At 64.9% G+C, this 12580-nt stretch carries 8 protein-coding genes; all 8 read left to right on the top strand.

All coding sequences use genetic code 11. The features are described 5' to 3' along the window. Nucleotides 1-174 precede the first annotated feature (174 nt). The 8 genes from mobB to fdhF all read left to right on the top strand — a co-directional run bounded on the left by mobB (nucleotide 175) and on the right by fdhF (nucleotide 12559). Entirely contained in the window at nucleotides 175-702 is a 528-nt protein-coding gene (gene mobB / locus EAV90_RS13620; RefSeq protein WP_122405085.1) for a molybdopterin-guanine dinucleotide biosynthesis protein B, read from the top strand. A gap of 9 nt (nucleotides 703-711) precedes the next feature. Next, nucleotides 712-1968 (top strand): molybdopterin molybdotransferase MoeA, encoded by a 1257-nt coding sequence (locus EAV90_RS13615; RefSeq protein WP_129143616.1) that lies wholly within the window; start codon nucleotides 712-714, stop codon nucleotides 1966-1968. A 45-nt stretch (nucleotides 1969-2013) separates the two neighbouring features. Beyond that, nucleotides 2014-2247, top strand: a complete 234-nt coding sequence (locus tag EAV90_RS13610) for a sulfurtransferase TusA family protein (RefSeq protein WP_122405083.1) — start codon at nucleotides 2014-2016, stop codon at nucleotides 2245-2247. 124 nt (nucleotides 2248-2371) lie between these two features. Continuing rightward, nucleotides 2372-3805, top strand: a complete 1434-nt coding sequence (locus tag EAV90_RS13605) for a sigma-54-dependent transcriptional regulator (RefSeq protein ID WP_122405082.1) — start codon at nucleotides 2372-2374, stop codon at nucleotides 3803-3805. Then, nucleotides 3798-5822, top strand: coding sequence for a sensor histidine kinase (locus EAV90_RS13600; protein WP_122405081.1), 2025 nt, complete (start codon nucleotides 3798-3800; stop codon nucleotides 5820-5822). Before EAV90_RS13605 ends, EAV90_RS13600 begins: the two co-directional genes overlap by 8 nt. Nucleotides 5823-6160: 338 nt before the next feature. Next, a complete protein-coding gene (locus EAV90_RS13595; RefSeq protein WP_129143615.1) occupies nucleotides 6161-7795 on the top strand; it encodes an OFA family MFS transporter in 1635 nt (544 codons plus the stop codon). A 298-nt stretch (nucleotides 7796-8093) separates the two neighbouring features. Then, nucleotides 8094-9797, top strand: a complete 1704-nt coding sequence (locus EAV90_RS13590; protein WP_129143614.1) for an NADH-ubiquinone oxidoreductase-F iron-sulfur binding region domain-containing protein — start codon at nucleotides 8094-8096, stop codon at nucleotides 9795-9797. Next, nucleotides 9794-12559: a formate dehydrogenase subunit alpha gene (gene fdhF / locus EAV90_RS13585; RefSeq protein ID WP_129143613.1), complete on the top strand. Its 2766-nt coding sequence runs from the start codon at nucleotides 9794-9796 to the stop codon at nucleotides 12557-12559. The genes EAV90_RS13590 and fdhF overlap by 4 nt, the downstream gene beginning before the upstream one ends. Nucleotides 12560-12580 lie beyond the last annotated feature (21 nt).

Below are 12580 nucleotides of genomic sequence, written 5' to 3'. Positions count from 1 at the left end.
GCCGATATAAGCATGGCGGCAAGAGAGCGAAATGCCGCCTCGTCGTCATTGCGAGCGCAGCGAAGCAATCCAGAATAATATCCGCAGTGACGGTCTGGATTTGTTTCGCTGCGCTCGCAATGACGGCCGGCGGGTTCCATCGGCTGGCGAGCCGTTGGCGGAGATCGAACGGTTATGAAAGTCATCGGCCTTGCAGGCTGGAGCGGTGCGGGCAAGACCACGCTGTTGACGCGGCTGATCCCGCATTTCAAGGCGCAAGGCCTGCGCGTCTCCGTGATCAAGCATGCGCATCACCAGTTTGACGTCGATGTGCCCGGCAAGGATTCCTGGCGCCATCGCGAGGCCGGCGCGGCGGAGGTGCTGGTCGCTTCGTCAAAGCGGTGGGCGCTGATGCATGAGTTGCGCGGGGCGGCGGAGCCGCGGCTGCCGGAGCTGCTCGAGAAGCTCTCCGCGGTCGATGTCGTCGTGGTCGAGGGCTTCAAGCGCGAGCCGCATCGCAAGATCGAGGTGCATCGTGCCGCGAACGGCAAACCGCTGCTCTTTCCCGACGATCCCGGAATTGCCGGGATTGCGACCGACACCGCGGTTGAAACCCGGCTGCCGACCGTCCATCTCGATGATATCCCTGCTGTAGCCGCGTTGCTGCTGCTTGCGGCGATGCCGGTCGAGGAAGTGGTGGCAAGAAGCACCGCGATACGCTGACGAGGCACCATGGCGCAATTATCGGACGATTGCTTTGCCTTCGGCGGCCCGATGATGTCGGTCGACGAAGCCGTCGGCCTCATCACGACACGCGTCAACGCGATCACCGATCTCGAGACTGTTGCGCTGGTCGATGCCGACGGGCGCGTGCTCGCGCGCGATAACGCGGCGCCACTGCCGCTGCCGCCGTTCACCAACTCCGCGGTCGACGGCTACGCCGTGCGCAACGCCGACCTTCCGCAAGCTGCGGAGCAGGCATTCCCGCTCGATGGTCGCATCCAGGCCGGCGGGCTTGCGCAAGCGCCAATCAAGCCCGGCCACACCGCGCGGATCTTCACCGGCGCGCCGATGCCGCCGGATGCCGAGACCGTCTTCATGCAGGAGGACGTCCGCATCGATGAGTCCGGCAAGATCGTGTTGCCGCCGGGGCTGAAGCCCGGCGCCAATGTCCGTCCCGCAGGCGAGGACATTCCGCAAGGTCACGTCGCGCTGCGCGGCGGCCAGCGCTTGCGGCCGCAGCATGTCGCGCTCGCCGCCGCATTCGGCCTGACGAGGCTCGACGTCGTCAGGCGCATCCGCGTCGCCGTGTTCTCGACCGGCGACGAATTGGCCTCACCTGGCGAGCCGCGCTCCGCCTCGCAGCTGTTTGATTCCAATCGCTTCATGCTGATGACGATGCTGCGGCGGCTCGGCTGCGAGGTCAGCGACCTCGGCATCCTGCGGGATGAGCGAACGTCACTTGCGAGCGGCCTGAAGCAGGTCGCAGGTCACCACGACCTGATCCTCACCACCGGCGGCGTCTCGACCGGGGAGGAGGATCACGTCAAGGCGGCGGTCGAGAGCGTCGGCTCGCTGGTGCTGTGGCGGATGGCGATCAAGCCCGGCCGTCCCGTGGCGATGGGTATCATCGACGGCGTGCCGCTGATCGGATTGCCGGGCAATCCCGTCGCGAGCTTCGTGACGTTTGTCCATGTGGTGCGACCGACGGCCTTGGCGCTGGGGGGAGGCCTACCGGAGCCGCTGACGCCCATCCCGCTGCGGGCGGCGTTCACTTACAAGAAGAAGGCCGGGCGGCGCGAATATGTGCGCGCCTCGCTGCGCCGCGCTGAGGACGGCGGCCTCGAGGCGATCAAGTTCCCGCGCGAAGGAGCCGGGCTGTTGTCCTCGCTGGTCGAGACTGACGGACTCGTCGAACTCGGCGAGGACATCACCAATGTCGAGCCGGGTCAGGACGTGGGCTTCCTGTCCTACGCCGACCTGCTCTAGGGCCCTTCCGTTGACGCCATCGCTTCGTCCCGCCATGTTGCGGCCATGGCCAGAACGACGCTCGATCTCACCGGACTGAAATGCCCGCTGCCCGCCCTCAAGACGCGCAAGGCGCTCAAGCCTTTGCAGCCGGGTGATCAGCTCGAGGTTCACTGTACCGATCCCTTGTCGGTGATTGACATTCCGAACCTGATTCGCGAGACCGGCGACAAGGTCGAGATCACCGAGCGCAACGAGACGCGCATCGTGTTCCTGGTCGAAAAGAGCGACGCCCCGTAGGAAGGCGAATATTCACGGCGGGGACGTTTGACTATGCTGCGCCTGGGGGAACGGCCGGAGCTTCGCTGCAATGCGAAAGGCGCCGATTATTGTGGTGGATGATCTCAAACCTTAAACATCGGGCATGACTTTCTCAACATCGAGGGCAAGCGCAGCCGCAAACCCCACGGTGGGTCGCGAGCCTGCCGTCAAGCTCGGCAAGGCAGCTGCAGGGCCGGAGTTCAGCGCGCTGGCGCAGGCCTCCATCCTGATCGTCGACGACGAGCCGGGCATGCGCAATTTCCTGGTGCGCACGCTGGCGCCGCGCTGCAAGCTGGTGGACGAGGCGGCCGATACCGACCAGGCTTCGCGCAAGCTCGATTCCAATCGCTACGACGTCGTCATTCTCGATAACATCATGCCGGGCAAGAACGGCGTCGACTGGCTCGCCGAGCAGCGCGCCGTCGGCTTTTTCGCCGACGCCATCCTGATCACCGCCTATGCCGACCTCGACACCGCGATCCAGGCCCTGCGCGCCGGTGCGGCCGATTTCGTGCTGAAGCCGTTCCGCTCCAACCAGATCCTCAACGCGGTGGCACGATGCCTCGACCGTGTCCGCCTGCAGCGCGAGAACTATGTCCTGCGCTACGCTTTGCGTGCCTCGTCCGACCGCACGTTCCTGCGTGACAATCTGATCGGACGGTCGGCGGCGACGCTGCGCGTGCGTGAGACCATCGCCCGCGTCGCGCGCCTGCCGACCTCGGTTCTCCTCACCGGCGAATCCGGCACCGGCAAGGAAGTCGCCGCGCGCTCGATCCACTCGCTGTCCGATCGCGCCGACAAGCCCTTCGTGCCCGTGAATTGCGCGGCGATCCCGCCCGAGATGATTGAGGCCGAGCTGTTCGGGCACATCAAGGGCGCCTTCACCGGCGCCGATTCGGGGCGCGAGGGCCTGTTCCTGTATGCGCATGGCGGCACGCTGTTTCTCGACGAGATCGGGGAGCTGCCGCTGCCGATGCAGAGCAAGCTGCTCCGCGTGCTCGAGGACCGCCGCGTCCGTCCGGTCGGCTCCGAGCGCGAAGTTCCGGTCGACCTGCGCTTCATCTTCGCAACCAATGCCGAGCTGCAGAAGGAGGTCGAGAAGGGACGTTTCCGAGCCGATCTGTTCTACCGGCTCAACGTGATGCAGATCCGCCTGCCGCTCCTGAAGGATCGCGGCGATGACGTGCAGGAGCTTGCCACCATCTTCATGAGCAAGCTCTCGGCTCAGCTCGGCATGCCGCCGGTGCCGATCGACGCCTCGGTGCGGGCGGCGCTCGCAAGCTATGACTGGCCGGGCAACGTGCGCGAACTGCGTAACCTGATCGAGCGCACGCTGATCCTCGGCGCCTTCCCCGACGATTTCGCCGGCCCCCGCGACAACGGTCAGTCGGCGCCTGCCGACAGTCTCGCGGAGCTCGAGCGCCGTCACATTCTCGGCGTGCTGAAGGAGGTCAATGGCAATCGCGAGGAGGCGGCGCGGCGCCTCGGCATCTCGCGCAAGACCATCGACCGCAAATGCGCGTTGTGGGATGTCTGATGCTGGCGGCCGCAGCGGCGAGCCCGTGCGGGGACGCTCCGTCCGCTTCCGGCTGCTCGCGATCGCGCTGCTGCCGATGCTGGTCATCCTGCCGCTCCTGCTCGGCGTTGCGATCTATCGCTGGAACGCGAAATTCGACGCGACCCTGATCTCCAAGGTCAACGGCGATCTCACCATCGCCCACCAATATCTCGCCCGCATCCTCGAAAAGACCGGCGTCCAGCTCCGGGCGCTCAGCCTGTCGGCCCGCTTCCACGAGGTGCTGGCGCCGGATGCGCGCGGCTCCCTGCAGGATCTGCTCGATGAGACCCGCAAGGAAATCGGCCTCGATTTCCTGTATCTGGCCAACGGCCACGGCGACGTCCTGGCCTCGTCGCCGCCGCTGCAGCATCGACCGAGAAGTGACTGGCCGATCATCATGTCGGCGCTGTCGGGCCAGGCTCCTGCGACGGGCGTCGACATTTTCGGCAATGACGAGCTCGCCGCAATTTCGCCGGCCCTGGCCGAGCGCGCGCGCTTGGACCTCGTGCCGACCCCGAACGCAGTGCCGACCGACCGCAGCACGGAGACGCGCGGCATGGTCGTGCATGCGGCCAGCCGGGCGATGCTGCCTGACGGTGGCGCCGCTGCGCTGGTCGGCGGCACACTGCTCAACCAGAATCTCGAATTCATCGACACGATCAACGATCTCGTCTATCGCGCGGCGAGCCTGCCGGAGGGCAGCCAGGGCACCGCGACGCTGTTCCTGGACGACGTACGGATATCGACCAACGTCCGCCTGTTCGAGGGACGGCGCGCGCTCGGCACGCGCGTGTCGGCGGCGGTGCGCTCGGCCGTGCTGGGCGAGGGGCGCACCTGGCTCGACAGCGCTTTCGTGGTCAATGACTGGTACATCTCCGCCTACGAGCCGCTGGTGGACAGTTACGGCAAGCGGGTCGGCATGCTCTATGTCGGCTTTCTGGAGAAGCCGTTCAGCGAAGCCAAATACCAGACATTGGTGATCATCATCGCGGCGTTCATCATCATCACCGCCGCGACCGTACCGATCTTCCTGCGCTGGGCGAGCTCCATCTTCATGCCGCTGGAGCGCGTTACGGCGACGATCACCGAGGTGGAGCGCGGGAACCTCTCCGCCCGCACCAAGATGCCGGTACTGGGCGACGAGATCGGCCGCGTCGCGGTTCATCTCGACAGCCTGCTCGACCAGATCCAGGAACGCGACCGGCAACTCCGCGAATGGAATGAAGAGCTGAACGTGCGCGTGCGCGAGCGCACCCGCGACCTCGAGCACGCCAATCTCAAGCTCGAGGCAACCACCAAGCAGCTCATCATGTCCGAGAAGCTGGCTGCGATCGGCGAGATCACCGCCGGCGTTGCGCACGAGATCAACAATCCGATCGCGGTGATGCAGGGCAATCTCGACGTCATCCGCAGCGTGTTCGGCGGCGATGCCGACAAGGCGAAGGTCGAGTTTCGCCTGCTCGACGAGCAGATTCACCGCATCAGTCAGATCGTGACCAAGCTGTTGCAGTTTGCGAGGCCGGAGGAATATGCCGGCTATGTCGAGCGCCATGCACCGGCAAGCGTCATCTCCGACTGTCTGCCGCTGGTGCAGCATCTTCTGAACAAGACCGAGATCGCCGTGGTCAGGGATGATCGTGCCAACCGGCTCGTGCTGATGAACAGCAACGAGTTGCAGCAGGTGCTGGTCAATCTCATCGTCAACGCGATCCACGCCATGCCGGAAGGCGGAACCCTGACGCTCCGCTCCTTCGATGCCGAGCGCGAAGGCCAGCAGGGCGTCGCCATCGAGGTCGCCGACACCGGCATCGGCATGAGCGCTGAGGTGATCGAAAAGATATTCGACCCCTTCTACACGACGAAGCGGCGGCAAGGCACCGGGCTCGGCCTCTCCATCAGCCAGACGCTGATCAAGCGCCAGGGCGGACAGATCACGGCCGAAAGCCGCGTCGGTTCCGGGAGTACATTCACGGTGTGGCTGCCGGAAGCGACCTGATTGGACATTTTGTCCAAGGACCTCGGGACATTCTGTCCGACGCAGCACATTGCGCTGCGGGAAGTCGTTGAATTGTCACGATGCCATTTCTGGCACGCGCGTTGCTCATTTCAAGACAGGGTGTTGAGGGGATGAGGGCGCGATAGCCGTCACTGCAACGCTGCTCGCAAGGCGAAGGGACATCACCCGCGATCAGCTGCTTGCTCGGTGCGCATGAGGCGATGTGCACCAGACATTCCGCTTCGACATGAAGTCCGACCCGTCATGCGCGGCTGGGAGCACGCATGCCCGGTCTCAAACCGATGTGCCGGCAAGGCCGCGCTTGGGAGGTAATGCTTATGACGACTGCCGATACCGTTCTTGCACCGGTTGGTGCTTCCGGCTTTCTCGATCGTGAACGCACGATCGCGACGGCCGGGTTCAATCGCTGGCTGGTGCCGCCGGCGGCGCTGTGCATCCATCTGTGCATCGGCATGGCCTACGGCTTCTCGGTGTTCTGGCTACCGCTGTCGCGCGCAATTGGCGTCGCGGCGCCGAAGGCCTGCCCCGACATGTCGCTGTGGCAGGAGCTGTTCACCACGACCTGCGACTGGAAGGTCGCGAGCCTCGGCTGGATGTACACGCTGTTCTTTGTCCTGCTCGGCGTTTCGGCCGCGATCTGGGGCGGCTGGCTCGAGCGCGCCGGTCCGCGCAAGGCGGGCGTCGTCGCTGCCTGCTGTTGGGGCGGCGGGCTTCTGATCGGTGCCTTCGGCGTCTACGTCCACCAGCTCTGGATCATGTGGCTTGGCTGCGGCGTGATCGGTGGCGTCGGTCTCGGCCTCGGCTACATTTCCCCGGTGTCGACCTTGATCAAATGGTTTCCGGACCGCCGCGGCATGGCGACCGGCATGGCCATCATGGGATTTGGCGGCGGTGCCATGATCGGAGCGCCTCTGGCCAATCTCTTGATCAACTACTTCAAGACGCCGACCTCCTTCGTCACGATGGGGGTGGTCTATTTCGTCTTCATGATGATCGGCGCCTTCGCCTATCGCGTGACGCCGGCCGGCTGGCAGCCCGAAGGCTGGACCCCGCCGGTCAAGGCCAACGCGATGATCTCGAAGAACAACGTCCATCTCAACGACGCGCACAAGACGCCGCAGTTCTGGCTGATCTGGTGGGTGCTCTGCCTCAACGTGTCGGCGGGTATCGGCGTGATCGGCATGGCCTCGCCGATGCTTCAGGAGATCTTCGCCGGCAAGCTGATCGGTTTGCCGGAAGTCGGCTTCAACGCGCTCGATGCCGGGCAGAAGGCGCAGATCGCCGCGATCGCCGCCGGCTTCGCCGGATTGCTGTCGCTGTTCAACATCGGCGGCCGCTTCTTCTGGGCGTCGCTGTCGGACAGGATCGGGCGGAAGAACACCTACTACACGTTCTTCATCCTCGGCATCGTGCTCTACGCGCTGGCGCCGACCTTTGCGGCGATGGGCTCGAAGCTCCTGTTCGTGGCCGGATTCGGCATCATCCTGTCGATGTATGGCGGCGGGTTTGCGACCGTGCCGGCCTATCTTGCCGACATGTTCGGAACGCAGTTCGTCGGCGCCATCCACGGCCGTTTGCTGACGGCGTGGTCGACCGCCGGCATCATCGGCCCGGTCGTGGTGAACTACATCCGCGAGTTCCAACTTGCGGCCGGCGTGCCGCGCGACCAACTCTACAACACCACCATGTACATCCTCTGTGCGATGTTGATCGCGGGCCTGATCTGCAATTACCTGATCAAGCCGGTGGATTCGAAGTGGCACATGAAGGAGGCCGACGTCGCCAAGCTGCAGGCGGCGAGCGCCAGCGCCGCGGCTGCGGGGCCGCACGGCTCCTACGGCATCGGATTTGGCGGGCTTGACATCAAGGCGGCGTTCTTCTGGGCGATCGTCGGCGGTCCTCTCCTCTGGGGTGTCTGGAAGACGCTGGAGAGCGCGGTCAAGATTTTCTGATCGCACGTTCGCCACGGGCGGGAGCGCAGCTTGCGCGCTCCCGCCGTAGCCTCGGAGCCGGAGCGCGATACGATTTCGCTATCGCAGCATGGGAAGCCTTTATTGATCTCCAGACCAATTCAGGCTTCGTTCCATCGGTTGGCGCGTTAGACGAACGCAAGGCTGTGTCCGGCAGCGTTCCAGGGTTGCCTTTCGAGCCGCGCTTAACTGCTTCCGAGAGCATGAGAATTTGCTTGGCATCTGGCATGCCAGAAGCTAGAACTGGAGCCGTTCTAAAAGACGAGATCGAGACGAATCGATGAGCCACGACGTGCACAAGGTCCGCCCGTTCGAGCATCCCGGCGAGGGGCGCCGACGCGCCAAGGCGACCCCCAAGGGGCGGCAGGTCGATCCCACGGCCGCGCACGAGATCGAGAAGTTGCTCGGCGACAGGCCGCGGCGGCGCGATCTCTTGATCGAATATCTGCACCTGATCCAGGACAAGTACCATCAAATCTCGGCTGCGCATCTGGCCGCGCTCGCCGACGAGATGAAGCTCGCCTTCGCCGAGGTGTTCGAGACCGCGACCTTCTATGCGCATTTCGACGTGGTGAAGGAAGGCGAGCCCGACATTCCGCCGCTGACGATCCGCGTCTGCGATTCGCTGACTTGCGCGATGCTTGGCGGCGAGAAGCTGCTCGAGGATCTGCAGAGTGCGTCAGGTCCCGGCATCCGCGTCGTGCGCGCGCCCTGCGTCGGTCGTTGTGATACCGCGCCTGCCGCGGAGGTCGGTCACAACTTCGTCGATCACGCCACCGTCGCCAATGTGATGGCGGCGGCCAAGGCTGGCAACACTCACGCGCATCTGCCCAAATATATCGACTACGATGCCTATGTCGCCGGCGGCGGCTACAAGCTGCTGGGCCGGCTGCGCTCGGGCGAGCTGTCGAAGGACGATCTCCTCAAGGCGCTCGACGATGCTTCGCTGCGCGGCCTCGGCGGCGCCGGCTTCCCGACGGGACGGAAATGGCGCGCGGTGCTGGGCGAACCGGGCCCGCGGCTGATGGCGATCAACGGCGACGAGGGCGAGCCCGGCACGTTCAAGGACCGCTATTACCTGGAAACCGATCCGCACCGCTTCATCGAGGGCATGCTGATCGGCGCGCACGTGGTGCAGGCCTCCGACGTCTACATCTATCTGCGCGACGAATACCCGGCATCGCGCGAGATCCTCGAGCGCGAGATTGCCAAGCTCCCGCCGGGCGGCCCGACGCTGCACATGCGCCGCGGCGCCGGCGCCTATATCTGCGGCGAGGAATCCTCGCTGCTGGAAAGCATCGAGGGCAAGCGCGGCCTGCCCCGGCACAAGCCGCCATATCCGTTCCAGGTCGGCCTGTTCGGGCTGCCGACGCTGATCAACAACGTCGAGACGTTGTGGTGGGTGCGCGACATCGTCGAGAAGGGCTCCGATTGGTGGAAGGGCCATGGTCGCCACGAGCGTCATGGCCTGCGCAGCTTCTCGGTCTCGGGGCGCGTGAAGAATCCCGGCATGAAGCTGGCGCCTGCCGGCATCACCGTGCGCGAGCTGATCGACGAATATTGCGGCGGCATGGCCGACGGCCATCAGTTCTACGCCTACCTGCCGGGCGGTGCGTCCGGCGGCATCCTGCCGGCCTCGATGGACGACATCCCGCTCGACTTCGGCACGCTGGAGAAATACGGCTGCTTCATCGGCTCGGCTGCGATCGTGATCCTGTCGCAGAAGGACAGCGTGCGCGCAGCGGCACTGAACCTGATGAAGTTCTTCGAGGACGAGAGCTGCGGCCAGTGCACGCCGTGCCGCGTCGGAACCCAGAAGGCGGCGCTGCTGATGCAGAGGCCGGTCTGGAACCGTGCCTTGCTGGAAGAATTAAGCCAGGCGATGCGCGACGCCTCGATCTGCGGGCTCGGACAGGCGGCATCGAACCCGCTGTCCTCTGTGATCAAATATTTCCCTGACGAGTTCAAGGAAGCGGCCGAATGACGAAGATTACGTTCGAGCTCGACGGCAAGCAGGTCGAGGCCAATCCCGGCGAGACGATCTGGCAGGTCGCCAAACGCCAGGGCCGCGACATCCCGCATCTGTGCTACTCGCCGGCGCCCGATTATCGCCCCGACGGCAATTGCCGCGCCTGCATGGTCGAGATCGAGGGCGAACGTGTGCTCGCGGCGTCCTGCAAGCGCACGCCGTCGGTCGGCATGAAGGTGAAGACGGAATCCGCGCGTGCGATTGCGGCACAAAGAATGGTGATGGAGCTGCTCGTCGCCGACCAGCCGGCACGCGAAACCTCGCACGATCCGGATTCGAAGTTCTGGCACTGGGCCGAGACCACGGGTGTCACCGAAAGCCGCTTCCCCGCCGCCGAACGCTGGGCGACCGACGCCAGCCATCCGGCGATGCGCGTCAATCTCGATGCCTGCATCCAGTGCGGCCTGTGCGTGCGCGCCTGCCGCGAGGTCCAGGTCAACGACGTCATCGGCATGGCCTATCGCAATGCCGGCGCCAAGATCGTGTTCGATTTCGACGATCCCATGGGCGAGTCCACCTGCGTCGCCTGCGGCGAATGCGTGCAGGCCTGCCCGACCGGGGCGCTGATGCCGGCCGTGATGCTCGACGACAAGCAGACCCGCGTCACCTATGCCGACAGGAAGGTCGACTCGCTCTGCCCATTCTGCGGCGTCGGCTGCCAGGTCACGTATGAGGTCAAGGACGAGAAGGTGATCTATGCGGAAGGCCGTGACGGCCCCGCCAACCACAACCGTCTCTGTGTGAAGGGTCGTTTCGGCTTCGACTACATCCACCATCCGCATCGCCTGACCAAGCCGCTGGTGCGGCTGCCCAATGCGAAGAAGGATGCCAACGACCAGGTCGATCCCGCCAATCCCTTCACGCATTTCCGTGAAGCGAGCTGGGAAGAGGCGCTCGACATCGCGGCTGAGGGATTGGTCAAGATTCGCGACGAGAAGGGCGTGAAGGCGCTGGCGGGCTTCGGCTCGGCCAAGGGGTCCAACGAAGAGGCGTATTTGTTCCAGAAGCTGGTGCGTACCGGTTTTGGCTCGAACAACGTCGACCATTGCACCCGTTTGTGCCACGCCTCGTCGGTCGCGGCGCTGTTCGAAGGACTGAGCTCGGGGGCGGTGTCGGCGCCGTTTGCGGCCGCGATGGACGCCGAAGTGATCTGGGTGATCGGTGCCAACCCGACGGTGAATCATCCGGTCGCGGCGACCTACATCAAGAATGCGGCGAAGAACGGTGCCAAGCTGTTCGTCATGGATCCCCGGCGACAGACGCTGTCGCGTCACGCGACCAAGCATCTGCAGTTCAAGCCCGGCTCCGACGTTGCGATGTTGAATGCGATGATCAACACGATCATCACCGAAGGCCTGACCGACGACCAGTATATCGCCGGCTACACTGAGGGCTTCGAGGAGCTCAAGGAGAAGATCAAGGAATTCACGCCGGAGAGGATGGAGCCGATCTGCGGCATCCCGGCGCAGATGCTGCGCGAGGTAGCACGGACCTATGCGCGCGCGAAATCGTCGATCATTTTCTGGGGCATGGGCATCAGCCAGCACGTTCACGGCACCGACAATGCGCGCTGCCTGATTGCGCTTGCATTGATCACCGGCCAGGTCGGCCGTCCCGGCACCGGCCTGCATCCGCTGCGCGGCCAGAACAACGTGCAGGGCGCCTCCGACGCCGGCCTGATCCCGATGTTCCTGCCGGATTACCAGCCGGTCGGCCGCGACGACCTGCGCGGCGCCTTCGAAGAGCTCTGGCAGCAGGACCTCGATCCCGTCCGGGGCCTGACCGTGGTCGAGATCATGAACGCGATCCATGCCGGCGAGATCAAGGGCATGTATATCGAGGGCGAGAACCCCGCGATGTCCGATCCCGATCTCCAGCATGCCCGCGAAGCGCTCGCCATGCTCGATCATCTCGTGGTGCAGGATCTCTTCGTCACCGAGACCGCATTCCATGCCGACGTGATCCTGCCGGCCTCGGCCTTTGCGGAGAAGGAGGGCTCCTTCACCAACACCGACCGCCGCGTGCAACTTGCGCGCCAGGTGATCAATCCGCCGGGCGATGCGCGGCAGGATCTCTGGATCATCCAGGAGATCGGCAAGCGCATGGGGCTGCCGTGGAATTATTCAGGCCCCGGCGACGTCTATACCGAAATGGCGGAGCTGATGCCGTCGCTGAAGAACATCAGCTGGGAGCGGCTGGTGCGCGAAGGCGCGGTCACCTATCCGGCCGACGCTCCCGACAAGCCCGGCAACGAGATCATCTTCACCACGGGCTTCCCGACCGCGACCGGCCGCGGCAAGATCGTGCCGGCCAAGGTCATCCCGCCGGACGAGATTCCGGACGATGAATATCCGATGGTGCTGTCGACCGGCCGCGTGCTGGAGCATTGGCACACCGGCTCGATGACGCGCCGCGCCCAGGTGCTCGATCAGATCGAGCCGGAGGCGGTCGCGTTCATGTCGCCGAAGGACATGCGGAAGAAGAACCTCGCGCCGGGCGATTTCATTCGCCTGGAGACTCGCCGCGGCGCCGTCGAGGTCAAGGTCCGCTCCGACCGCGACGTGCCGGAGAACATGGTGTTCATGCCGTTCTGCTACGCCGAGGCGGCGGCGAACCTGCTCACCAACCCGGCGCTGGACCCGTTCGGCAAGATCCCGGAGTTCAAGTTCTGCGCAGTACGGGCCGAGCGCGCCGAGATGCGGGACGCGGCGGAGTAGGGGGGCGTCGCGGGTGGGGCG

The organism is Bradyrhizobium vignae (assembly GCF_004114425.1).
Lineage (GTDB): Bacteria > Pseudomonadota > Alphaproteobacteria > Rhizobiales > Xanthobacteraceae > Bradyrhizobium > Bradyrhizobium vignae.
This window is presented reverse-complemented; position numbering and strand designations above follow the sequence as displayed.

What these genes read in the sequence shown, in the direction of transcription:
- mobB (WP_122405085.1), top strand. Translation starts at nt 175, where the DNA reads ATGAAAGTCATCGGCCTTGCAGGCTGGAGCGGTGCGGGCAAGACCACG.
- EAV90_RS13615 (WP_129143616.1), top strand. Translation starts at nt 712, where the DNA reads ATGGCGCAATTATCGGACGATTGCTTTGCCTTCGGCGGCCCGATGATG.
- EAV90_RS13610 (WP_122405083.1), top strand. Translation starts at nt 2,014, where the DNA reads ATGGCCAGAACGACGCTCGATCTCACCGGACTGAAATGCCCGCTGCCC.
- EAV90_RS13605 (WP_122405082.1), top strand. Translation starts at nt 2,372, where the DNA reads ATGACTTTCTCAACATCGAGGGCAAGCGCAGCCGCAAACCCCACGGTG.
- EAV90_RS13600 (WP_122405081.1), top strand. Translation starts at nt 3,798, where the DNA reads ATGTCTGATGCTGGCGGCCGCAGCGGCGAGCCCGTGCGGGGACGCTCC.
- EAV90_RS13595 (WP_129143615.1), top strand. Translation starts at nt 6,161, where the DNA reads ATGACGACTGCCGATACCGTTCTTGCACCGGTTGGTGCTTCCGGCTTT.
- EAV90_RS13590 (WP_129143614.1), top strand. Translation starts at nt 8,094, where the DNA reads ATGAGCCACGACGTGCACAAGGTCCGCCCGTTCGAGCATCCCGGCGAG.
- fdhF (WP_129143613.1), top strand. Translation starts at nt 9,794, where the DNA reads ATGACGAAGATTACGTTCGAGCTCGACGGCAAGCAGGTCGAGGCCAAT.